Origin of the sequence: Planococcus chinensis, assembly GCF_042681545.1 — a bacterium.
Taxonomy (GTDB): Bacteria; Bacillota; Bacilli; order Bacillales_A; family Planococcaceae; genus Planococcus; species Planococcus chinensis.
In genome coordinates, this window is the sequence record NZ_JBHUFW010000011.1 from 520800 (window position 1) to 543167 (window position 22368).

At 52.2% G+C, this 22368-nt stretch carries 21 protein-coding genes and 1 pseudogene; 4 read left to right on the forward strand and 18 right to left on the reverse strand.

The window, feature by feature from the left end:
* Positions 1 to 38: 38 nt before the first annotated feature.
* The 13 genes and pseudogenes from ACFSDB_RS15200 to ACFSDB_RS15260 all read right to left on the reverse strand — a co-directional run bounded on the left by ACFSDB_RS15200 (position 39) and on the right by ACFSDB_RS15260 (position 13213).
* Entirely contained in the window at positions 39 to 2042 is a 2004-nt protein-coding gene (locus ACFSDB_RS15200; RefSeq protein WP_204890632.1) for an ABC1 kinase family protein, read from the reverse strand.
* 121 nt (positions 2043 to 2163) lie between these two features.
* Positions 2164 to 2667: a GNAT family N-acetyltransferase gene (locus ACFSDB_RS15205; protein WP_204890633.1), complete on the reverse strand. Its 504-nt coding sequence runs from the start codon at positions 2665 to 2667 to the stop codon at positions 2164 to 2166.
* A complete protein-coding gene (locus tag ACFSDB_RS15210; RefSeq protein WP_204890634.1) occupies positions 2664 to 3473 on the reverse strand; it encodes an MBL fold metallo-hydrolase in 810 nt (269 codons plus the stop codon). The genes ACFSDB_RS15205 and ACFSDB_RS15210 overlap by 4 nt, the downstream gene beginning before the upstream one ends.
* 49 nt (positions 3474 to 3522) lie before the next feature.
* Positions 3523 to 3981 (reverse strand): annotated as a pseudogene (locus tag ACFSDB_RS15215) (NUDIX hydrolase); the annotation flags it as partial.
* Between the two features lie 240 nt (positions 3982 to 4221).
* Positions 4222 to 4890: a YIP1 family protein gene (locus ACFSDB_RS15220; protein WP_204890636.1), complete on the reverse strand. Its 669-nt coding sequence runs from the start codon at positions 4888 to 4890 to the stop codon at positions 4222 to 4224.
* Between the two features lie 67 nt (positions 4891 to 4957).
* A complete protein-coding gene (locus ACFSDB_RS15225; RefSeq protein WP_204890637.1) occupies positions 4958 to 5917 on the reverse strand; it encodes a phosphotransferase family protein in 960 nt (319 codons plus the stop codon).
* Between the two features lie 86 nt (positions 5918 to 6003).
* Entirely contained in the window at positions 6004 to 6468 is a 465-nt protein-coding gene (locus ACFSDB_RS15230) for an SRPBCC family protein (protein ID WP_204890638.1), read from the reverse strand.
* Positions 6452 to 6964, reverse strand: coding sequence for an SRPBCC family protein (locus ACFSDB_RS15235; protein WP_204890639.1), 513 nt, complete (start codon positions 6962 to 6964; stop codon positions 6452 to 6454). The genes ACFSDB_RS15230 and ACFSDB_RS15235 overlap by 17 nt, the downstream gene beginning before the upstream one ends.
* 74 nt (positions 6965 to 7038) lie before the next feature.
* A complete protein-coding gene (locus tag ACFSDB_RS15240) occupies positions 7039 to 7761 on the reverse strand; it encodes a 3-ketoacyl-ACP reductase (RefSeq protein WP_204890640.1) in 723 nt (240 codons plus the stop codon).
* 438 nt (positions 7762 to 8199) lie between these two features.
* Positions 8200 to 9432, reverse strand: coding sequence for an AI-2E family transporter (locus ACFSDB_RS15245; RefSeq protein WP_204890641.1), 1233 nt, complete (start codon positions 9430 to 9432; stop codon positions 8200 to 8202).
* A 186-nt stretch (positions 9433 to 9618) separates the two neighbouring features.
* Complete coding sequence (locus tag ACFSDB_RS15250; protein WP_204890642.1) at positions 9619 to 11535, reverse strand: PTS fructose transporter subunit IIABC; 1917 nt, start codon at positions 11533 to 11535, stop codon at positions 9619 to 9621.
* Positions 11532 to 12464 carry a 1-phosphofructokinase gene (pfkB, locus tag ACFSDB_RS15255; RefSeq protein ID WP_204890643.1) on the reverse strand — a complete coding sequence of 311 codons (933 nt, stop codon included), beginning with the start codon at positions 12462 to 12464 and terminating at the stop codon, positions 11532 to 11534. The genes ACFSDB_RS15250 and pfkB overlap by 4 nt, the downstream gene beginning before the upstream one ends.
* The gene (locus ACFSDB_RS15260; RefSeq protein ID WP_204890644.1) at positions 12461 to 13213 is read right to left on the reverse strand and encodes a DeoR/GlpR family DNA-binding transcription regulator; all 753 of its coding nucleotides are present in this window, start codon (positions 13211 to 13213) and stop codon (positions 12461 to 12463) included. The genes pfkB and ACFSDB_RS15260 overlap by 4 nt, the downstream gene beginning before the upstream one ends.
* Positions 13214 to 13392: 179 nt before the next feature.
* On the opposite strand from ACFSDB_RS15260, the gene ACFSDB_RS15265 reads away from it, so the two are divergent.
* Entirely contained in the window at positions 13393 to 13662 is a 270-nt protein-coding gene (locus ACFSDB_RS15265) for a phosphocarrier protein HPr (RefSeq protein ID WP_204890645.1), read from the forward strand.
* Entirely contained in the window at positions 13659 to 15371 is a 1713-nt protein-coding gene (gene ptsP, locus ACFSDB_RS15270) for a phosphoenolpyruvate--protein phosphotransferase (protein WP_204890646.1), read from the forward strand. The genes ACFSDB_RS15265 and ptsP overlap by 4 nt, the downstream gene beginning before the upstream one ends.
* Positions 15372 to 15442: 71 nt before the next feature.
* Here the strand turns inward: ptsP and ACFSDB_RS15275 are convergent, their stop codons facing one another.
* Positions 15443 to 15808 carry a nuclear transport factor 2 family protein gene (locus ACFSDB_RS15275; RefSeq protein WP_204890647.1) on the reverse strand — a complete coding sequence of 122 codons (366 nt, stop codon included), beginning with the start codon at positions 15806 to 15808 and terminating at the stop codon, positions 15443 to 15445.
* A 214-nt stretch (positions 15809 to 16022) separates the two neighbouring features.
* A complete protein-coding gene (locus ACFSDB_RS15280) occupies positions 16023 to 16952 on the reverse strand; it encodes an MBL fold metallo-hydrolase (protein ID WP_204890648.1) in 930 nt (309 codons plus the stop codon).
* Positions 16953 to 17048: 96 nt separating this feature from the next.
* Between ACFSDB_RS15280 and ACFSDB_RS15285 the strand changes: the two genes are divergently transcribed.
* The gene (locus ACFSDB_RS15285; protein WP_204890649.1) at positions 17049 to 17900 is read left to right on the forward strand and encodes an NAD(P)H-hydrate dehydratase; all 852 of its coding nucleotides are present in this window, start codon (positions 17049 to 17051) and stop codon (positions 17898 to 17900) included.
* A gap of 107 nt (positions 17901 to 18007) precedes the next feature.
* Positions 18008 to 18709, forward strand: a complete 702-nt coding sequence (locus tag ACFSDB_RS15290) for a Na-translocating system protein MpsC family protein (protein WP_204890650.1) — start codon at positions 18008 to 18010, stop codon at positions 18707 to 18709.
* 37 nt (positions 18710 to 18746) lie between these two features.
* Here the strand turns inward: ACFSDB_RS15290 and ACFSDB_RS15295 are convergent, their stop codons facing one another.
* From ACFSDB_RS15295 to ACFSDB_RS15305, 3 genes are all read right to left on the reverse strand, one after another.
* Positions 18747 to 19709, reverse strand: a complete 963-nt coding sequence (locus tag ACFSDB_RS15295) for a TRM11 family SAM-dependent methyltransferase (protein WP_377340509.1) — start codon at positions 19707 to 19709, stop codon at positions 18747 to 18749.
* A gap of 140 nt (positions 19710 to 19849) precedes the next feature.
* Positions 19850 to 20842: a bile acid:sodium symporter family protein gene (locus ACFSDB_RS15300; protein ID WP_204890651.1), complete on the reverse strand. Its 993-nt coding sequence runs from the start codon at positions 20840 to 20842 to the stop codon at positions 19850 to 19852.
* Positions 20839 to 22242: an FAD-binding oxidoreductase gene (locus ACFSDB_RS15305; RefSeq protein WP_204890652.1), complete on the reverse strand. Its 1404-nt coding sequence runs from the start codon at positions 22240 to 22242 to the stop codon at positions 20839 to 20841. The genes ACFSDB_RS15300 and ACFSDB_RS15305 overlap by 4 nt, the downstream gene beginning before the upstream one ends.
* Positions 22243 to 22368 lie beyond the last annotated feature (126 nt).

Consider the following 22368-nt stretch of genomic DNA (forward strand, 5'->3'; position numbering starts at 1 on the left):
CGAATAAAACCACTCCGCTAAAGCAGTTTTATTCGTAGTCAGGACAAGTCGCCGTCCTTGATGTCGCGTACGGCCTGTATGGCCAGACGCACCAGCAAGATGACACACAGGAACAGCCCGGTATAGGCCGCAATGTTCAAGTAGACGGCGTACACTGTATCGATGAATTGGGCGATGGCGAGCAATGCGGAAGAAATGATGCCGAACGTGATGCCTGTCATCAGCAAAATGAACCGTGAAAACAGCAAAGTGACGTAGCGGGCATTCGCTTTGTCTGAGAATATGTCGTGGTGCAGCACCACCCGCCCGCCTTCGATCCGTCGCACAAGATGTTCGACGCGCCTCGGAATTTTCTTCAGTTCCGGCAGGAGCAGTGCCACTTCCTCTTCGAGGCGTTCTTTGGTGGCGCGCGGTTCGCGGAACGGGCGTGTCAGTGAATCCCGTTTGAATTTCTTTGCAAATTGTTTCGCATCGGTGAACATGTCGAATGTCGGATCGATCGTCCGGAGCGTGCCGTCAAGTGTGATCAGCGACCGGAGCGCAGTCCCGACAGCCGGGTAGAACGACAGCCCGAAATCGCGCACGACATCAAACAACGCGTGGATCAATTCGTCTGTCGGGATGCGGTCGACATATGATACCTTCAGGAGGATCTGACCGATGGCCTGCTGCATTTTCGGCCGGTCGATGTCTTTCGTATCTTCGATCAAGCTCGTAATGGCGTCAAAGATCATCTCCGGATCGTTTTGCTGGACCCCGATGACAAATTGCGAGAGCGCTTCCTGTTGGGGTTGTGCCAACCGGCCGACCGCCCCGAAATCAAGCAGCACCGGCACCCCGTCCTGACCGTCGATAAAGACATTGCCCGGATGCGGGTCGGCATGGAAGATGCCGCTGAAGAGCATTTGCTCCAGTAGGGAAAAAAGCACCGTTTTTGCAAACTCCTTCGGATCCACGCCGAACTGCTCGAAAATCTCCGGCCCTTTGGAAACGCTTTTCCCTTGGAAAAACTCCAAGACAATCAGGTTCTTGTTGCTGTATTCCCGGTAAACACGCGGCACCTTCACCTCGTATGGACTTTTTTCCAAGATGTTCGCGATTTGGATTGTATTGCGGATCTCGATGTCGAAATCGATTTCCTCCCGCAGGCCGTTTGCAAAGCCGATGGCCAGCTGGCGGAAGCCGATGCTTGCTGCCCATGTCGATTTTTCCGTGACCCACTCAGCAAATTGGACGAGGATGTCCAGGTCGTCGCGCATGATCGTCGTGATGTCCGGCCGGAGCAATTTCACAACGACTTCAGCGCCGTTTTTGCGGAGGACAGCCCGGTGCACCTGGCCGATGGAACCGGCAGCAAGCGGCTCGATGTTGAAGGAAGAAAAGGCTTCTTCAAATGAACCTGGCAGTGATTTGCTCAGCACCAACTGCACTTGTTCCCGCGAGAGCGGTTCGACATTCTGCTGCAGCTTCCCGAGTTCTTCGATAAATGCAGGATGCAGAAGATCGGCGCGCGTGGAGAGCGCCTGGCCGAACTTGATGAAAATTCCGCCGCTTTGTTCAAGCGTCCGGCGCAACGCGATAGCGAGGTCGCGCTCGTTCTCCCGATGGCGGGCATAGTGGATTGTCGTCGAGATGCCGTTTTTCATGGCGATTTCGAGCACGTGGCTGAGGCGTTTCTGCCGCCGGAAATTATGACGCAGCCGGAGGAAAATGGATTTATGCGCGCTTTTTTGCCGCCGCGTTGCAAACGTCTGGGTATCGAACAGTTCCAGGAACAAAAAGAACAGCATGGAAATCATCAGCATGCTGCCGATCCAGATGACGGTGCTCGCATCGGTCACGGCCGACAGGAACCCTTCGTTGAAATAATCGGTAAAGCGCAAATACGAGTACCAGTAGACGAGCGTCGTCAAGCCAACCCCGAAAATGACCGAGAACAGCCGCTTTAGGACATGGATCCGGTTGCCGATCAACCGGCCGCTGACATAAAAGATGAAAATTGCTATGACGAACATCTCCAAGAAAATGCGGAGGTAAATCATAAGCCCACTTCCTTTTAGCCAAAATAATTAAAGTTTGAATAATCTTTCTACTTTCAGTATAGCAAAGTTGTTCCTGCTGCAACGCTCAGAAAAGAAAAAGCCTTTTGCGGGCGCAAAAGGTTCAAACGGGAAGCTCGTAATACGGTTCGTGCTGCTGGGTATCGTCGAACCATTTCATGCCCTTATAGCAAAACCCTGTCTTCTCCAGGATGCGGAGCGACCCCTGATTCGCCGGATCGGCTGATGCATGGACCAAATCGGTGCCCCGGTGCTGCCGTGCAAGTTCGATGCACGCACCGACAGCTTCGGTGGCATAGCCCTTGCCCCAGCTGTTCCGGGAAAAATGATAGATCAATTCTGCACGGCCGTCGCTTTCTGTGAGGTTGAATCCGGCAGCACCGATCACTTCCCCAGTGCTTTTTTCTACGACGGCGTAAACTGACAGCCCTTTTTCCAGCTGGCATTTCCGGTATCCGGCAAGTACTTGCGGCAAAGCAGAATGGGGTGTTGCGCCACCTGACGCTTTCATCACTTCTTCATCTCCCCAAAATTCGCGCGCCGCCTGGACATCAGCAAGCGTAAAATCACGCAATGCCAGACGCTCTGTTTCCGCTAAATTGTTCATGCTCGTCCCCCCTGATTAAATTGGCTGTCCTGCAAAATCGATTCGATGACATGCAGCGAATCCCATTCCCTTTCTGAAAAAGCGATGATTGGATAAGCCCCGGGCAGAAGGCGGTCCCTGATTTCCAGGGCGGAAAATCCTTTTTGCGCGAGATCAATCGTTGCCTCGGCCAAACTTTCGAGGTTTTTAAGTTTGGCTTGGAGCATATCGCGTCCATTCGGGAAATAACCGGCATGGCTGCAATAAAGCGAACGGAAATCCGTGGCCAGAAGTTTCTTCAGCGAATCCATGATCATAGGCACGGATTCGGTCGCCATCATGACTTTGGTTTTCGGGGAAACAAATAGATCCCCGGAAAACAGCTGACCGGTCGCTTCATTGTAAAACGCAGTGTGGTCGCTGGCATGCCCGGGCGTATAGATCACCTTCCAGGTCTGGTGCCGGGAATGGACAATTTCCGGGAGCGGGAGCGGTGAGAAGGCTTTGCGGCCGCCCCAGGTCTGTTGCCGGTACCTGGGGTAATCCCCGGGCAGCCGGCAAAGCGCCACGCCGTTCGGGTGGACGAAAATCGTTTTTTGCAGATGTTCTTCGATCCAGGCGGCCGTTCCGGTGTGGTCTTCATGGTTATGGGTCAATACGACCCGGTCGAATCCATACTTTTTGTAGAAAGGAATCAAGCTTTCCTGCATTTTTTCCGCCCCCGTATCGATGAGCATGCCATCGACCCAGTAAACAAATACTTTGCGCCCTTGGCCGAGCGTGCCTTCTGCGAAAATCACTCCTTCGCGTTCATAGAGATTCAGCATTAAATTCTCTCCTTCTCAGAGCCGCTGCTGATTGCTGCGGGTTTTCGGCAAGCCGACCAATCCGGTGATAGGGATCCGTTTCCCATGTTTCGTATGGAATGAACCCTTGCGCTTCCTGGGCATCGAGTGTCCGCGATTGCATGTGCGGCCGGGTGATCCAGGTGGCGATGGTTTCCGGATCCACTTTGGCAAACACCGCTTCTTTGATTTCCTCCGGCTGGGGTTTGAGCGTTCCGCTTATGTATTGCGCTTTGAAAACGACAGAAAGAATATGCAGGCTGGCATTGTAATAAACGCCTGTGATGCCAAGCGGCCGAATCCGAATACCGGTTTCTTCAAACACTTCCCGTTCGACCGATTGGTCCAGAGCTTCCCCTTCCTCGACTTGGCCGCCCGGCAATTCAAAAGTATCCGGCCTGAAATGTGTTTTAACAAGCAGAACCTGGCCTTTTTCATTTTCAATATACGCTGAAGTGGCAACGATGTGTTTCGGATGCTGATTTTCCACGGACGATTCCCCCTATACTTAAATCCATCTTACTAATCTCTGCCGGACTTGTCATCGGGTATAAAAAGAACCGGAAGAACTTATCAAATGAAGGATTTTTATCATTCTCTCCCTCGGTTATCTTTGATAAAATGCTCTTTGGCTGTTCTTTTCTTGTTACGGTTTGGTTTTTTAACGTTTATCCTTAAGTAGTTTTCTACATGTATTTTTGAAATTAAAAAAGAAGGCCGAAGCCTTCCCTTAACCTCCGTATATAGTGGCTCCTGCAATCAGGACGATGAACAGCAGCACAATGCCAAAAATGACGAGCCCGAAAATGACGGCTGGAATCATCAGGGTGAAAAACCCTTTCCAGGCTGAAAACCGGTGTGCTTCCCCGATTGCTTTGCTGTGGATGATGATGCTCCAGATCGCAATGATCATTGCGATCACTCCATACAGGACGGCTCCCACAATCGCTCCCCCACCCGGTTGAGCAACTGCGAACGGATCCGCAAAATAGGTATCAGGGGAAACCAAGATCCACAGGATCAGCAGCGGTGCGAGCCAAATATAAGGGATCATGGCAGCCCCCGTCGTTTTGAACAAGTCCATATATGTGCCGGTGCCTTTAAATAATTTGCCCACCACCAGATAAAGTGCTGCAATGACGGCAGCGCTCGCCAGGCTGATCACCGGAAACAGCAGCAATGCCCCGAGCAAGATTATCCACGTCGGGATCGAATCGTTCAGACCTGAGCTTTGCATCCCCATCAAGCCGCTGCCTATGCCTGCAAGAAGGATCAACGCGATTGCGTATCCGGCCGATTTTGCATCAATTACATATCGCACGGCTTTTCTCGTCTGCAGCCAAATCGCTGTAAACGGATTGACCTTTTCGGCCATGTGTTTTTCTCTGATTTCTGTCATTTCATTTCCCTCTCTTTCTTTCTAATATGGTATACGGAACCGTGACGGAATGGTTTCGTCCATTCTTTTATTTTTTCAAATAATGGAATTTACGCAGCGCATTTTCCCAGTCTTGCGTGCTTCCCAACTCCATAGCATGGAGCAGTTCATGGAAGACCGGCTGGAGGCCGTAAAATTGCCGGACTCTGTTGAAAAGTTCCGTTTGCTGTGTGCCACCATAAAAGCGCAGGACCTGCCGAGTGAAACGGGGACCGCACGCCCAGTAAATTCCAGCGAAATCAAAAGCCGGATCCCCGATATGGGCATCGGTGAAATCGATGATGCCGATGACTTCCCCTCCCTGGCAGATAATGTTTGAAGCAGTCAGGTCGCCGTGGAGAAGGCATTGTCCATCTTCATTGTTGTAAGAGGCGAGAAATTCCGAAAAAACCGACTGCACAGCAAGTTGGTCCGGCGCGGACAACTTTGGCAGCAATTTGTCTTCAACCCTTACGCGGAATTCTTCCCAGTATGCCTTGTTTCGATGTCCGGCCAAACCGGCTGGCGCTTCGATGCGATGTAATTGCCGGAGAAAGAGCCCCAGTTTCCGTGCATTTTCTTCTGACTGTTCTTGGATATTCCCACTGAATGTCCTCCCCTCAATAAATTCATAGCTGACACATACGAGGTTTCCATCTGAACCGTACCACGGCTGGTAAGCCGGAACTTTCAAGACAGGTTCCCCTGATTTTTTCAGGCCTTCCAGAACGCCGATTTCAGCCGCCACATGCTTTTGGACTTCACTATTTTTTGGAAAACGAAATGCCCAGCGGCCGTCGGCGATATACACATCATTGTCCCATCCGCCGGTTTCCCGTTGAATAGCGGGATTTCGTGAGGCGATCCTTGTTCGCCGAATAAAGTCAATGTGCTTTTCCATCGCGCTTCCTTTCTTGTTACTGGTTTTAATTTTTGGTATTAATACCTTATGTAATAACATACATTTATTATAGGAGGCCGTGCCGGCCTCTTTATCGAGCACTTCCACCAAAAGCCGCTCCGGTTTGGCGTCCTTTTCGAAGTAGGGTTTCCAGATGGCCTGCTGTTTTCTCCGCCCCCGGAACCTGCGCTGGCCTACCGGCCGCTTGAGCCTATCATTGCTTCTTTCTCTACCAGGTCCATGAATTCCCCTACGGTTGCCTGGTTGCTTTTCGGTCCCGCCATCTTCAGCATGGATTTGCCGATGAAATTGATGCCTTCATTCGACCCGCGGTAAATGAACCGCGTCTGCCCTTCGCTTAGTTTCAGCAGCGTGAACGATAGGTGGACGTCAAACATTTTTGCCAGCACGAAATGCAGGCGCTTGTGTTTCCGGTCACCCGCATCTTCATAGGCCAAGGTCTCGACAATGTAGGTTTCCAGGCGCTTGCCTTCCCGGTACGTCTGCTCGTGTTTCGCCCCCACTTCGTCCTGCCGTTTTTCGATCAGCACGTGCTTTTCCAATTTCGGCATGATCCGCCGGATCTCTTCGTCCTTGAACAAGTTCCAGACGGTCTCGATGTCTGCATCGATCACCCGCTGTTCATTCCATTCGATCATTTCTTGGTTCCCCCTTTACGCTAATCGACCCTTCGCCTTTCTCTTGCAGCTTCATGGCTTCTTTGCTAACCCGCTCCATGAATCCGCGGATGGTCTCCTGCCGCACTTTTTTGCTTCCGGCAAGCAGCATCATCTTCGCTGAGGCGGTCACGCCTTTATTCGACCCTGCATAGATGAAGCGGGTTTTACCCCCTTCCAGTTTTTCCAGCGTAAACGAGTAAACGACGGAAATCGAGCCGTTCATCAAAAAGCTGGTGGTACGCTGCTTCCGCTCCGGTGTGTCTTCAAAAGCGAGCGTTTCGACAACATAGGTCATCAGCTGGCTGCCTTGCAGGAAACTTTGGGCGTGCTTTGCGCCCGCTTCGTCGTCCTTCCCTTCAACCAGCACATGGTCCTCGAGTTTCGGGAAGATTTTTTTCATATTGCGGTCAAGGAATAGTGCCCAGACCGTTTTAATCTCTGCGTTGATGGCCGTTTCCTCTCGCCATTTCACCATTTTTCCCACTCCTTTCTTCCGGCTTTCCGATTAATGAACGTTTTTCTGAGGCGTTTCGATTTGCCCGCACTCTTTTAGAACGGGTTTGTCGCCCACTGGCTCGATGTCGGAATGAAGATCCGCGGATGCAGTTTGAGCTGCGCAACGATGTACTCAGCAATGTCTTCCGGCTGCATGAATTTCTCTTCGCTCGCGTCCGGTTTTTCGGAAGTTCCGCCAAACTCCGTGATCACCCGGCTCGGCGTCAGTGCGAATACCCGGATATTGTGCTTGCGCACTTCCTGCGACAGCGATTCGGTCAGCCCCAAGACCCCGAATTTCGATGCACTATAAGCGCTTGAGCCCGCCGTCGCTTTCACTCCGGACATCGAGGAGATGTTGACGATATCGCCGCCGTTTTTTCCGATCAATTGCGGCAGCACGGTGCGTGTGACATAAAACATGCCCATCAAATTGACATCGATGACGTTTTTCCAGTCGGCCGGATCGATTTCCAGCAGCGGCCCGAATTTGCCGATGCCGGCGTTGTTGATGAGGATATCAGCCTGCCCGAGCTGTTCCGTCAGGGATGAAATGGCCTTTTCCACCTGTGCCAGGTCCGAAACATCGGCTGCGGCGTAAGCGGTCTTGATGCCGAGCGCTGATGCTTGTTCAGCGACCTGTTTCAGATCTTTTTCCGTCCGGGCGATGAGCCCGATGTGGACGCCTTCTTTCGCGAGTCCGAGTGCGACTGCCCGTCCGATGCCTTTTCCGGCTCCTGTGATAAAAGCGATTTTACCTGCCAATGATTGTGCCATTGTTTTTCCACCTTTCGTCATGTCGTTGTCTTATATTTTGACCGAAGCCCAGCAGAAACGCAAAGTTGCCGCTGTCTGGTTGAATTTTGGGTTTCAAGGGTATATAGTAACTAATAAGAATAAAAAAACCGCCGGTGCGTGAACACCGGACGGCAAGCAATCAATAGGTCCTCCCCAAGGGAGATCAGCCTCAAGGTTTCTTCATAAGGATAACCCGCAGAGCTACCAACTCAAGGGCGGGTTATTTTTTTGGTTTGATGACGTTACGGCGAGCACCAGGCTTGCAAATGTTACTGCAAACATCAATGCCTCGAACACTGTCATCCGCACCACCCCCTTTCATTCGGGGATGGCCGACCACCCTTGAGTACCCTTTTCAATTGCCTTTCATTATCTTACCATATCTTTAGACCTTCAACTTCCTTTATTGCCATTTTCCTACTTCAATTTCCGGCGGAACTCCAACTGCTTTTTCTTCTTCTTTTTCGACACGACCGGCTTCGGCGCCGGGTTGTAATGATCGGCATACAGCCCCGTATACGATTGGTACCAGACGAATGCATGCACCAAAAAGACCTTCAATACGGCATAGGCCGGAATGCCGAGGATGACCCCCGGAATGCCGAAAAGGTTCCCGGCAGTGAGCAGTACCGCGATGATGGTCACCGGATGAATGTTCAGGTTGCTGCCGAGAATCAACGGCTGAATGACCCGTCCTTCAAGCGTCTGTTCAATCGTAAAGACGATGAGCACTTTCACCAGCATGATCGGCGAATGAACGACAATCGCAACGATGATGATCGGAAAAAAGGCGATGAACGTCCCAAGGAACGGGATCAAGTTCAGCACGCCGGCCATGATGCCCAAAATGAGCGCGTATTCCATGCCGATGATCAGAAAGCCCAGCCAGAACATGACGCCGACCGCGAACGCCACCAGGAGCTGGCCGCGGATATACTGGCTGATCTGGAGGTTGGTCTCGCGAAGCAGCACATAGGTTTTCTCCCGCATTTTCGACGGCACCATGTTCATGATGTGGTACGGCAGGTTATGGCCGTCCTTCAGCAAATAGAATAGGATGAACGGCGTTGTGATGACAGCTAGCACGATTGACGTCAATGTGCCGAAGATGCTGCCAATATTGCTGATGGCCGTATCGATCATCCCTTCGGCCTGTGTGGAGATCGTTTCTGCAAGCGTACCGGTGTCCCCCAGCAATTGTTCCTGGATCCGCGTCAAAAGATCGCTCCGGAGGAACATATTGAGCTGAGTGATGAACGTTGACAAATAATCCGGAAAATTGAGCAGCAGGCTCAGGACCTGCTCCCGGAGGATCGGAATGAGGCTGACAATGCCCCAGACGATCAGGCCTGCGAGCAGCAGAAAGACGATCAGGATGCCCGAAATGCGGGGCACCCCTTTTTTCTCGAGCCCGTCGATCAGCGGATTCAGCAGGTAGTACAAAATGCCGGACATGACGATCGGCAACCCCATAGCGGATGCGAAGCCCTTGAGCGGCTCCAGCAGATACAGGACTTTCGTTAGCAGGAAAAGATTCAGCAGCACCAATAGCGAAACCAGTAAGATGGCCACCACTTTATTGTTCAAGACCCAGCGCCAAAACCAAGTGGCGACCGCTTTTGCCGTCAGCCGTTCTTTTTCCGGTTCCATCGCTTACCACCTCTCCATGCACATGGCATTCTCTTCACATTACGGAATAAGGCCCCTCTGTGCTTTTGTTTATACTTCTTAATTCGATGTGGCAGCAGCTTCTTCCTTTATCCGGCAGCATACATAAAATTTTTCACAAAAAAAGCCTGCATCCGCCATATGGGGATGCAGGCTTTTCCGTTCCAATCAAGCCGCGACAGCGACTTTCTTTTTCAGCAATCCGGCGACAACAGCGGTCACAGCCGCTCCGGCAAGAATTGCCAGGATATACAGGAGGATGTTCATTGCCGCTCCGTCGACAAGTCCGATGACGAAGATGCCGCCGTGTGGTGCACGCAAGCCGATATCAAACAGCATGACGAGCGCACCGGTGACAGCGGCCCCGGCAACTGAAGCCGGAATGACGCGTGCCGGGTCGGCCGCGGCGAACGGGATGACGCCTTCAGTGATAAAGCAGGCGCCGAGCACGTAAGCGGTCTTGCCGGCTTCCCGCTCGGGTTTCGAGAATTTGTTCTTAAAGAAGGTCGTCGCAAGCGCCATGCCAAGCGGCGGAACCATGCCCGCTGCCATGACTGCAGCCATGAAGACGAAGTTCTCAGCGTCCAGCATGGCGATGCCGAACGTGTAGGCCGCTTTGTTGATCGGTCCGCCCATGTCGATCGCCATCATGCCGCCGAGCAGCAATCCGACCAGAACAAGATTCGTTCCGCCAAGGCTTTCAAGGAAAGCGGCAATAGCGGTATAGACTTTCGTTAATTGTGGATTGACAAGCATCATGATGATGCCGGTGATGGCAATCGCGAACACGGGATAGAACAGCACCGGCTTCAAGCCTTCAAGCGAATTCGGCAAGCCGGCAAACGCGCGTTTGACGAAAAGCGTAACATAACCGGCCAGGAAGCCGGCGATCAAGCCGCCAAGGAAACCGGAACCACCGCTCGCTTCTTCCACGCCGGTGACGGTAGTGGCAATCAAACCGCCGATCATACCCGGCGCAAAACCAGGGCGTTCAGCGATGCTCATCGCGATAAAGCCGGCCAGTACAGGAACCATCAAGTAGAACGCTTTGCCGCCGCCGATCGTGCTGAGCATGGCGGCGAACGCATTGTATTCAGGGCTGTTCGGATCCGCTGCGTTGATGCCCCAGAAGAACGACAGCGCAATAAGGATCCCGCCGCCGACTACGAACGGCAGCATGTTGGAAACGCCATTCATCAGGTGCTTGTAGAAACCGCCTTTGCCATCTGAATCCGATGCTTCGTCTTTCGACTTATCGTGCTTGTAAAGCGGCGCATCGCCTTCAAGTGCACGGTCAAGGAGGTTGTCCGTTTCATAGATCGCTTTGCCGACTGCCGTCTGGATGACGGGTTTTCCGGCAAAACGCGCCATTTCCACTTTCGTGTCTGCGGCTACGATGATGGCATCTGCTGCCGCGATGTCGGCATCGGTCAGGCGGTTCTTGACGCCGCTCGAGCCGTTGGTTTCAACTTTGATGTCGATGCCGCGCTCCTTGGCGCGGTCGTTGAGTTTTTCCGCTGCCATATACGTATGGGCGATGCCGGTCGGGCAAGCTGTAACCGCAAGGATCCGTTTGCCGGTTCCGGCTGGTGCAGTGTGTTCTTCTTCGGGCGCTGCCGGGCCCTCAGTTTCATGTTCCTTATCGGTGACCGCCTGCAGGACTTCCGCTTTTGAACCTGCTGCCAGGATCCGGCTGCGGAACGCTTCGTCCATGAGGAATGTCGCGAGCCGGGACAATGCTTCCAAGTGGTCGTCATTCGCCCCTTCACTGGCGGCGATCATGAAGAACAGATGGGCGGGCTGCCCGTCAAGCGAATCGTAGTCAAGCCCTTCCACCGAACGGCCGAAAGCGATTGCCGGGGATTTCACCGCTGCGGATTTGGCATGCGGAATGGCGATGCCTTCTCCGATGCCAGTCGTGCTCTGATCTTCCCGCGCCTGGATGTCGCGCGCAAACGCTGCAGGATCATTCAGTTTGCCGGCTCGGTCCAGTTGGCCGATCAATTCCGCCAGCACATCGCTTTTGGAACGGGCCTGGACATCAAGGACGATTGTTTCTTCAGTCAGCAATTGTGTGATTTTCATTTTGCCACATCCTTCTCTTGTATTGGGGTAATCTTGACTTTTCCGAGCAAGTCCTCCACTGCCTCTTTTGTGCAGAGGTCTGTGCTGAACGCCGTGGCGCTGCCGCTTGCAACGCCGTAGCGGAACGCCCGCTCCGCATCTTCATGGAGCGCATAGGAAGCGATAAAACCGGACACGAGCGAGTCGCCTGCGCCTACGGTGTTGACCGCTTTCCCTTGCGGCGCCTCTGCCAGCAGGGCCAGGCCGTCTGCAACAAGCAGCGCTCCTTGGCCACCCATCGAAACCACGACATGCCCGATGCCCATGCGGTTGAGCTCCCGTGCATAGGACAACGCGTCATCCGGCCCTGCAATGGTTTGGCCGAACAACTCGCCGAGCTCTTCCAAATTCGGCTTGATCAAAAACGGAGATGACCGGATCAGATCTTTGAGTGCCGGGCCGGATGTGTCAACGACGAAGCGGACATGCTGCTTTTGGCACAACGCCGCCAGTTCGGCGAAGTAATCCGGCGCAATCGAGCCGGTCAAGCTCCCTGCTAGGACCAGCCAATCCCCCTGTTGCATCGCTTCCACTTTTTTCTTTAATTGCATCAATTGCTGTGCGTCCAATTCCGGACCCGGCCCGTTCAGTTCGGTTTCAACGCCGGTTTTGATCTTGACATTGATGCGCGTGATGCCGTCCGTTTTGATAAAGTCGGTTTCAATGCCTTCCTCTTTTAAAAAGTCTTCTATATACTGTCCTGTAAAGCCGCCGGTGAATCCGAGCGCTTTGCTTCCTGTGCCTAGGCGCGCCAACACGCGGGAGACGTTTATCCCTTTACCGCCAGGGTAATAATAAACATCGGACGCACGGTTCAAGGAGCCGACTTCAAAGCCGTCCAAATAAGTGGTGTAATCCAGGGAAGGTGATATTGTACACGTATAGATCATCGGGTTCCCACCTTTACAATTGTTTTCTTTTCAAGTGCATCCAGAAGCCCGGGCGGCAAGCCGTCGACGACGAGGAATGCCTCATCAAGCTCCATGATTTTGGCGAAACTCACTTTGTTCGCTTTGGAATGGTCGGCCAGCACATAAGTTTCCCTGGACAGTGTACTTGCTTCCCGTTTGACAGCCGCTTCTTCCGGATCCGGCGTCGTAAAGCCGAGATCCTGGTGGAAGCCGTTGACCCCAAGGAAGCAAAGGTTGAAACGGTAGTTTTTCAGTGACTGGATGGTTTGTGCGCCCACCAGTGCACCGGTGCTCGGTTTCATCCTTCCGCCGGTCAAGTACGTCGTGATCCCGTGCGCATCAAGTGCATCGACAAGCGTCAGCCCGTTGGTGACGACAACAACATCTTTCCCTTTTAAAAACGGGATCATCTGGAAAGTGGTCGTGCCGGCATCAAGGAAAATACTGTCCCCGTCCTGGACGAACGAAGCAGCGATTCTTGCAATCTGGATTTTTTCCGCCTGGTTGCGGTCCGATTTGTCCTCGATTGAAGGCTCGGTCAAATTCCGTCCCGGAAGAACTGCCCCGCCGAAAACGCGCTCCAGTTTGTTCTGGCTTTCAAGTTCCGTCAAATCCCTTCGGATGGTGGATTCAGAAGCGGAGGTCTGGTCGACAATGTCCTGGATTTTAATGGTCCCTTTTTCTTCGAGCAAGTTCAAAATAAATTCATGCCGCTCATTCGTTAACATTGGCTGCACCTTCTTTTTATTTTTGTTAAATCGATATTACTTGAAATCGCTTCCAAAATCAATCATAATCATTCATAAGCAGTCAAATTCATTCAAAAGGTTTTATTTTTCATCCAAAAGCCGTCGTGAACGAATTAAGACTCATCCAATATCAATCAAAACACTAGGAGGAAATTGACATGACAGAAAAACAATTCACTATCACGGACGAAGCAGGCATCCACGCACGTCCGGCATCCGCACTCGTAGGCGCGCTTGGCAAGTTCAAATCGGACATTACGATGGAGTTTAACGGCAAAACCGTCAATCTGAAATCGATCCTTGGCGTCATGTCACTCGGAGTGTCTTCCGGTTCGACAGTAACCATTGCCGCAAATGGTGAAGACGAAGAACAGGCAATCGAAACCATCACTGAAGTTATGGCAGCTCAGGGGCTCTCCAACCAATGACGTCTACCCTATCCGGGATTGCGGCATCAGATGGAATAGCGATTGCCAGAGCGTTCAGACTAGAAACACCCGTGTTGGACACCGCTAAAAAGACCGTTGGCAATGCCGGCAAGGAAATCGAACGTTTCGCTGCTGCGCGCGCGGAGGCCGTCTCTGAACTCGAGGCAATCCAAAAAGCCACTGCACAAGGGATCAGCGATAAAGAAGCAGCGATTTTCGGAGCACATCTTCTGGTCCTGAATGATCCGGAACTTGTTGGACCGGTCAACGAAAAAATCGAATCGGAACTCGTCAATGCCGAATACGCCCTGAAAGAAACGGCGGACGGGTTCATCGCCATGTTCGAAGCGATGGAAAACGATTATATGAAAGAACGCGCGGCGGATATCCGCGATGTGACCAAGCGCGTGACTGCCCACCTGCTTGGCGTCTCCATTCCGGACCCGAGCTTTATCCGGGAAGAAGTCGTCATTATCGCAGAAGATTTGACGCCTTCCGATACGGTTCAATTGAATCCGCAATATGTTAAAGGTTTTATCACGGATATCGGCGGACGTACGTCGCATTCAGCCATTTTGGCGCGGACGCTTGAAATTCCGGCTGTCGTCGGCACGAAAAAAGCGATGGAAAGTGTTGCAAACGGTTCATTGATCATCGTGGATGGGCTCGAAGGTTCGGTCATCATTGAACCGGATGACGAAACGGTAAAGCGGTATGAGGCGAAACAAGCGGCTTTCCGAACGCAAAAAGAAATATGGGCCAAATTGAAAAATGAACCGACCGTCACTTCCGACGGGATTTCTGTCGAACTGGCTGCAAATATCGGATCGCCGAAAGACGCTGCCGGTGCAGTCGAAAATGGCGCAGAAGCCGTTGGATTGTACCGTACAGAATTCCTTTATATGGGAAGCGATGATTTTCCGACAGAACAGGAACAGACTGAAGCCTATTCGGCTGTCCTGAAGGCGATGGGCGGCAAACCCACGGTCGTGCGGACGCTCGACATCGGCGGGGACAAGGAACTTTCCTATCTGGACCTGCCGAAAGAGCAGAATCCGTTCCTTGGCCTTCGCGCCATCCGGTTGTGCCTGGAACGGCCCGACATGTTCCGCACCCAATTGCGGGCACTCCTCCGTGCAAGCGTCCACGGCAATCTGAAGATCATGTTCCCGATGATTGCTACGCTTGAAGAGTTCCGGGAGGCCAAAGCGCTGTTCCTTGAAGAACAGACAAAGCTGGCTGAAGAAGGGATTCCTTTCAGTCCCACTATTGAAATCGGCATCATGGTGGAAATTCCCTCCACCGCGGTAATGGCTGACCAATTTGCAAAAGAAGTCGACTTCTTCTCCATCGGGACAAATGATTTGATCCAATATACGCTGGCTGCAGACCGGATGAATGAAAATGTCTCTTATCTGTACCAGCCGTATAATCCGGCAATCCTGCGCCTGGTCAAGATGGTCATCGATGCTGCCCACAAAGAAGGCAAATGGGCCGGCATGTGCGGCGAAATGGCGGGCGATGAAATCGCCATCCCTGTCCTGCTTGGCCTAGGGCTGGATGAATTTTCAATGAGTGCTTCGTCCATCCTGAAAGCGCGCGAGCAGATCAGCCAGTTGTCCAAGATCGAAATGGCCGCCCATAGCGAAGCCATCCTGTCTTTGGCAACCGCTGATGAAGTGAAAGCTTACGTGGAAAAGCTTCTATAGCATCATCAAGATAGCAAAAAAGCGCTCAAGGGCTATCCTTGAGCGCTTTTCTTTCGGCTAAATCGGTGCTGTCATGAAAGTTCCTTCATTTCAGAAACCAGTTTTTTGATCACCCGGTCGTTTCCTGGGTCCACTTGGTAGACATCCCGGTATGCGTACTGTTCTGCATTTCCGCCATTGTGCTTAACAATCATTTTTCCGGAAACTGCCGACTCCGATCCATTAATATCGATTTCATCGATGGTCATTTCTACATCGTCCTTGACGTCCATTTCTTCGACATGTGCCAGGAATGCCTGTTTCCCTTCGATTGTATCTCTTCCTTCACGGTCCCAAACGACATCCTCAGCAAGGTGGCGCGACAGGAAATCAACGTCCCCGATCACGAAAGCAACGTTCATTTCACGGAAAAACTTCTCGGCGCTTTTATCTGCCATTGTTTGTTTCCTCCTTTGGAAATGCTTATTGAACTAAATACCCGATTCGGAAAACTTCAATCCCCATTAAAAATAAATGTCCTTTCAGCGCCTCACAAGCTTTCACAGAGCATATTCAATCCACCCCGCACCTATTTTAATGGGATACCACAAAGCAAAACCGGCAACAGGAGGGTACTGTTGCCGGTTTGATATATCCGTACTGCTGCACCCTTTACCGTCCTGCTAGGTAATCGAACAAGCCCATTGCGCTCACTTCCGTGTCGAGCTTGATCATGTTGTAGACTTCATGGCTGTCCGGCACGCCTTTTGTACGCAAATAATCACGGACCTGCTCCTGCAATCGCAGGGCCAGCCCTGACGGCCCTTGGCTTTTTTTGAAGGCTTCTTCCGCTTCTTCCACGAATATCACCAGCCATTCCGCAACTTGCCGAAGCGCTTCTTTGGGTTCTTTCTCCATGCTGTAATGCCCGTAATAGATGGCATCAAAATTGGCTGCCTGAAAACGGTCGATCGCCTGCTGCATCGCTTGCGGATCAAACTGGTTCGGAGACGTCGAAGGCAAGAAAAAAGGTATGCCCTCCGCTATCAGTTGAGGATAGCGGATGCCGACAGTATCACCGGCAAACATGCCGTTGCTGACAGGGTCGTAAATACCGAAATGATGCTTCGCGTGGCCTGGTGTGTCCCAGAATTCCAAAGTGCATTCCGAGCCGATTTCCAATGTGTCGCCTTCTCCTTTAACAAGGATGCGTTCATTCGGAATCGGCACAATCGGATCGAACAAGTCAGCGAATTTATCACCGTAGATCGCCTTAGCACCCGCAATCAGCCGGCTAGGGTCTGCAAGATGCCGCGCACCCTTCGGATGGACGACCACTTTGGCGTTCGGGCACTCCCGGAGCAACAAGCCCGTCCCGCCTGCATGGTCCAAATGGATATGCGTCACGATGATGTTTTTCACCTGTTCAAGCGAATACCCCAGCTCGCTTAGTCCTTTCTTGATGTGCGGGACAGACGGGCTAGCTCCCGTATCGATCAGCGTCAGTTCCTTTTCATCAATGACATATGTCCCCGTGCGTTCTGCAATGCCTAAATCGAAACCGTCAATAATGAAGATGCGTCCGTTCAACTGCTCAACCATTCACCAAACCCCTTTATTATGTAATAATGAATAATAAGAATATTCTACCATTCATTGCCGCCGAGGCAAATGAATAGACGAATTGGAGGGATGGCCATGAGTGCGAGGAACGCTGAAATTCCATTCTGGACCAGGGATCATGTCAAAGCCACCCTACCCATCCGGCAAGAGGACGGCCATAAAGGAACGTTCGGAACTGGCCTGCTTCTCGCCGGCACACGCGACATGCCAGGAGCGGCACTGCTTGCGGCGCTGGCAGCCATGCGTTCCGGTATAGGCAAATTGGAAATCGCTACGGCTCCGGAAGTGGCAGCCACTATTGTCGCGCTTCTCCCGGAAGCCACCTATATCCGCGACGGAGTCCAAAAAACCGCCGCACACTCTCTTGACCTTAATCCTTACCGCGCTTGCGCAGCAGGCCCCGGCCTACCGCCGAATGAAACGACGGAAAAAGCAGTCGCGGCATTGCTGGCATCCGGCCATTCGGTCGTGCTCGATGCCGGTGCGCTGTCCAAACGGGGGTATCCAAGACGCGCTTCTCCGACGATCCTGACGCCGCACCTGCGTGAATTCGCCCGGATCACCGGTGTATCCAAAGAAGAACTTGCTGAAAACCGCATCCCGTTGCTACAGGCGTCGGCCCGGGAATGGGGCACTGCAATCGTTTTGAAAGATCATGAAACGCTGATCGCCTTTCCGGACGGCGAGATATGGAAAAATCCGACGGGCAACTCTGCGCTTGGAAAAGGCGGAACCGGCGATACGCTGACCGGCATGCTGCTCGGCATGCTATGCTGCCATGACGACTGGCACCATGCTGTATTGAATGCCGTTTACCTCCACGGCGCCTGCGCCGATGAATGGGTCCGCACCCGCTCTGCTCATACGATGCTCGCCCATGAGATAACCGGCATGCTGCCTGAAGTCTGGAAGCAGCATGAACGGTAAGGAGGGCTTTATTTAACCTGGCAGCTTATGGGTTTCACTATGCTTGTTGCTATGTATATAATTGATAGAAATCAAAATTACATATTGCTACCCAAGGAGGGCTTTATTTGCCGCAAGAAAAGACGTTGCATTCAGAAATCAGCAGCTATGTTTCAACGCTGCTCCGATCGAACTTCGGAAAAGGGCCGACTTCGGTCTATGTCAGCATCAAGCGCCCTTATATTACCATCCACTTCCGCGGTTTCCTCGCACCCATGGAAGCCATTCTCGTGAAGCAAAAGGAATTTCAGCGCGTTCTGCAGACACGGGATTTGATGATGAACGACCTGCGTTCCGAAATCATTCTCGCATTTTGGAAGATTGCCGAACTGGAGGTCAAAGAAATCTATGCCGACTGGGATCTGGAAAATAAAACCGGCATGATCATCGCCGTTTTGAATGAAGAACCTGCAGCGGACACATTGAAATGGCCAAAGGAAGTCGATCAGAAGGCATTTGAAGAAACGATCGATGCGGCAAGCTTCAAAGCGGAAAAGACCCCCGGCAAAACAGAATCGTTCTGGTTGAATGACCGGACCATCCTCGTCAAACGTTCGGAAATTTTAGTGCGCATTGAAAAGGAATTGATCCAGAACGGTTTTGTGGAAGAGTTGAAACTTGCCAAACGGCCGCTTGAACACAAAGTGATGAGCGAAGTGCCGATTGAGACGGTATTAGGGCGTAATGTAGCCGAAATGTTCGTGGATTGGAATTTCGATGAAGACATCAGCTATTCAGTTTTTCTGCTGAGCCCTGTAGAAACAAAATAAAAAAAGAGGCGCATCAGCGCCTCTTTTTAATTCGGATTTATTGTGCCCTATGGCAGACGACGACTTCCCGTGAAAATCCGGCTTTTTTAGCGATGCATCGGTCCGTTATGGCATATCCTGCCTCTGCGATCATGCTATCCAGGTTATCCAGTGTGACGACGATCAGTTTTTCAGCGATCCGGTGCGCATGCGACAAAATCGACAGCTGGTCTGCAGGCGTTGCACTGGTGTAAAGATTATAAGGCATATCGATGATCGCGACATCAAATTGGCCGGTTGCTTCAGCGATCGGCCCATGCACCACTTCTCCCGACAATCCGAAATGTGCAATATTCTCCCTTGAACCGACGACGACGAGCGGGTTCACATCCCTGCCGACTATGTCGATCCCCATTGACAAACCTTCCACCAAAACCGTACCGATGCCGCAGCATGGATCGATTGCCCGAACGCCTTCAATTTCTGGTGCGGCGATATTGGCCACTACCCTTGCAACCCGCGTGCTTAAAGCGGTGGAATATTGCTTGGGTTTTTTCTGATGCCTGAACCACACCGGCTCCGCCAGCTGGTAACGTCCGAAATACCAGCGTCCCTCGTACGGGAGCAAGCCGAATACGATGTCGGGTTTCTGCATGTCGGCTTTCCCTTGGATCACCTTGCCGATCCGGGATTCCACAGCCCGTTTCTCATCATATAAGGTCTTTTCCGCTTCCGGTTCGCCGTTGATTTTGACGAAGATGACTTTGAACGTCTGCCCTTCCATCGAGATAGCAGACGCCCGGTCAACAATCTCTTCCAGCCCTTCTTCCTCGAAAAGGATATCGATCCGCTCTTTCATGAAGGGGCTTCGGTCCGGATCGACCGCTGTCTTGCTTTTTATGATTTTGCCGGTATGGCCGGCTCCGAAAAACGACCGCGTCTCCAAGCCGCAAAGTTCTTTCTCATCTTCTGTATAGGCATATGTGTAAAGATATTCGCCTCTTGGCATCAATCGGTTCAAAAAATTCCCGTCCTTCTCGCTTTTATTGTAAAGTCGCTTAGCTTTACCAGTATAGCGCGAACTGCCGCAGCTGCACAGAAAAGCCTGCACGGTGTGCAGACACCATGCAGGCTTTCTTGTCATATTCGGCGAATCAAACGTCACTTTCCGGCTTTGATGCCCGCAGGCACAGAGCCAGTCCGCGCAGTGTGCACCGCTTGCGTCCCGGTTGTCGGCTTTTTCGACCAAACCGTCGCAAGAATCGGCCCTGAGATATTGTGCCAGATTGCCCCCCATACGCTCGGCAATGCTGCGAGCGGGCTGAAGTGGGCTGTTGCCAAGGCGACGCCGAGGCCGGAGTTCTGCATGCCGACTTCCAGTGAAATGGCCCGTCGGTCGTTTTCGGAAAGGCCCATCGCCATTGCAGTCAAATAGCCGAGCAGCAAACCGAATCCATTATGCAGGAACACAGCCAAGAAGACGATGAATCCAGAACTGATAACGTTTTGCGCATTCGCAGCCGTCACGGCCGAAACGATGATCAGGATGGCTGCTACAGAAATCAGCGGCACAATCGTGATGCCTTTTTTGACCACTCCAGGGAAAAAGCGCTGTACGAGGAAACCGAGCGCAATCGGAATGATGATGACTTGGATGATTGACTGGAACATGGCCAACGGATCGACCGGCAGCCATTGCCCAGCCAACAGGAGCAGCAACAAAGGCGTCATGATCGGGGCCATCAGTGTCGACAGTGACGTCATGGCAACTGAAAGTGCCAGATTCCCTTTTGCCAAATAGACCATAACATTCGAAGCGGTTCCGCCCGGCACGCAGCCAAGGAGTACGAGACCTGCCGCCAATTCAGGCGGAAGTTTCAACAGATAAGCGATGGCGAATGCCGCAAAAGGCATAATCAAAAACTGTGCGGCAACGCCGATGACGACCGGCAGCGGCCGGGTCAGCACAATTTTAAAATCAACAGGCTTCAGCGTCAGCCCCATGCCGAACATAACGACTCCGAGCAGAATTGTGATGTAGCTGCCGAAACCGAGAAACGCTTCCGGGATAAAAAACGCAAGCAATGCAATCAAGATGACCCAAACTGCGAAATACTTTCCTGCAAATAAACTTAATGATTCGAGCATCTTCATTCTATTGCCTCCTTCGCTTCTGTTTTGATGTTTTTATGCGGATTCAATAAATTGTCGGGATCCAGCGCCCGCTTGATTTTCTCCATGACTGCCAACGCTGCGCCGTGCTCCCGCTCCTGGTATTTCTGCTTGCCGAGGCCGACCCCGTGTTCGCCGGTGCATGTTCCGCCGCGTTCTAGCGCATACAGCACAATACGTTCATTGAATTCCTGCGCTTTTGCCACTTCGACTGGATCGTTCATATCCATCATGATGAGGGCATGGAAATTGCCGTCCCCGACATGGCCGACGATGCCGCCGGGCAAGCCGAGCGCCAAGAGATTGTCCCTGGCATGCCCGACAGCCCCGGCAAGCTCTGAGATCGGCAGACAGACATCAGTTACCATCATTTTTTTGCCCGGATATCCGTGGATATAAGCATAGGCCAAGTTGTGCCGCGCTTCCCACAGCCGATTGCGGCCTGCGGTATCCGTTTCAAAAGCCAATTCTTCACAGCCATGGCCTTGGACGATTTCCTGCATGAATTCGACATCCTGCTTCAATCCGGCTTCATTGCCATGGAATTCCATAAACAGCGTCGGCTTTTCAAGATAGGCCGTGTCGCTGAACAGATTGGCCTGGCGCACCGACTGTTCGTCCACGAGCTCCACACGGGCAATCGGAATGCCTGCCTGGAGGATGGACACGACCGCTTCGACGGCATCCTTGACTGACGGAAACGATGCACGGGCTGCTGTGATATGCTCGGGAATGCCATAGACGCGCAGCGTCATTTCAGTGAAACACCCGAGCGTCCCTTCCGAACCGGTGAAAAGGCCGTTCAAATGGAGGCCGGATGAGGATTTGGCCGCCATGCTGCCGGTATGGATAATGGTGCCGTCTGCGAGGACGACTTCAAGGTCCCTCACTTGATCTCGCATGACGCCGTACTTGACGGAAGTGGTTCCGCTGGCATTGGTTGCAACCATGCCGCCGAGTGTGGCATCCGCTCCCGGGTCGACCGTGAAGAACAAACCGTATTTCTTCAATTCCTTATTCAGCTGCGTACGCGTGACGCCCGGCTGCACCTTGACCAGGAAATCCTCTTCATTAACGGCCAGGACCTTGTTCATCAATGAAAAATCGATGGTAATCCCCCCGCTTTGAGGAATCACATGCCCTTCCAGGCTCGAACCGAGGCCGAACGGCACGACAGGCATTTGGAACTGCTTCGATACTTTCATCACAGCAGCCACTTGAGCCGCAGTCTCCGGGAAAACGACGATGTCCGGCAATTTCATCGAATGGTACGATTCATCGCGGCCGTGCAGTTCCCGCACCGTTTCGTTGACGGAAATTTGATCTTCTTTCAGGTGTTCGCGCAAAGCTTGGTGAATGGTTTCCAGATTGTCGACTGCCATGTTTGTTCGCTCCATTCTCGTTAGGGAATCATTATTGACATTTAAATTGGTCCAACCAATAGAGTTCATTATACATAATAATCTGAAACTTTCAATGCAAAATTTTCAGACATTGCTTATTTTTTT

What these genes read in the sequence shown, in the direction of transcription:
- ACFSDB_RS15235 (WP_204890639.1), bottom strand. Translation starts at nt 6,964, where the DNA reads ATGGTGAAATGGCGAGAGGAAACGGCCATCAACGCAGAGATTAAAACG.
- ACFSDB_RS15265 (WP_204890645.1), top strand. Translation starts at nt 13,393, where the DNA reads ATGACAGAAAAACAATTCACTATCACGGACGAAGCAGGCATCCACGCA.
- ACFSDB_RS15200 (WP_204890632.1), bottom strand. Translation starts at nt 2,042, where the DNA reads ATGATTTACCTCCGCATTTTCTTGGAGATGTTCGTCATAGCAATTTTC.
- ACFSDB_RS15240 (WP_204890640.1), bottom strand. Translation starts at nt 7,761, where the DNA reads ATGGCACAATCATTGGCAGGTAAAATCGCTTTTATCACAGGAGCCGGA.
- ACFSDB_RS15220 (WP_204890636.1), bottom strand. Translation starts at nt 4,890, where the DNA reads ATGACAGAAATCAGAGAAAAACACATGGCCGAAAAGGTCAATCCGTTT.
- ACFSDB_RS15275 (WP_204890647.1), bottom strand. Translation starts at nt 15,808, where the DNA reads ATGGCAGATAAAAGCGCCGAGAAGTTTTTCCGTGAAATGAACGTTGCT.
- ACFSDB_RS15305 (WP_204890652.1), bottom strand. Translation starts at nt 22,242, where the DNA reads ATGGCAGTCGACAATCTGGAAACCATTCACCAAGCTTTGCGCGAACAC.
- ACFSDB_RS15285 (WP_204890649.1), top strand. Translation starts at nt 17,049, where the DNA reads ATGAGTGCGAGGAACGCTGAAATTCCATTCTGGACCAGGGATCATGTC.
- ACFSDB_RS15230 (WP_204890638.1), bottom strand. Translation starts at nt 6,468, where the DNA reads ATGATCGAATGGAATGAACAGCGGGTGATCGATGCAGACATCGAGACC.
- ACFSDB_RS15300 (WP_204890651.1), bottom strand. Translation starts at nt 20,842, where the DNA reads ATGAAGATGCTCGAATCATTAAGTTTATTTGCAGGAAAGTATTTCGCA.
- ACFSDB_RS15280 (WP_204890648.1), bottom strand. Translation starts at nt 16,952, where the DNA reads ATGGTTGAGCAGTTGAACGGACGCATCTTCATTATTGACGGTTTCGAT.
- ACFSDB_RS15210 (WP_204890634.1), bottom strand. Translation starts at nt 3,473, where the DNA reads ATGCTGAATCTCTATGAACGCGAAGGAGTGATTTTCGCAGAAGGCACG.
- ACFSDB_RS15260 (WP_204890644.1), bottom strand. Translation starts at nt 13,213, where the DNA reads ATGTTAACGAATGAGCGGCATGAATTTATTTTGAACTTGCTCGAAGAA.
- pfkB (WP_204890643.1), bottom strand. Translation starts at nt 12,464, where the DNA reads ATGATCTATACGTGTACAATATCACCTTCCCTGGATTACACCACTTAT.
- ptsP (WP_204890646.1), top strand. Translation starts at nt 13,659, where the DNA reads ATGACGTCTACCCTATCCGGGATTGCGGCATCAGATGGAATAGCGATT.
- ACFSDB_RS15250 (WP_204890642.1), bottom strand. Translation starts at nt 11,535, where the DNA reads ATGAAAATCACACAATTGCTGACTGAAGAAACAATCGTCCTTGATGTC.
- ACFSDB_RS15245 (WP_204890641.1), bottom strand. Translation starts at nt 9,432, where the DNA reads ATGGAACCGGAAAAAGAACGGCTGACGGCAAAAGCGGTCGCCACTTGG.
- ACFSDB_RS15205 (WP_204890633.1), bottom strand. Translation starts at nt 2,667, where the DNA reads ATGAACAATTTAGCGGAAACAGAGCGTCTGGCATTGCGTGATTTTACG.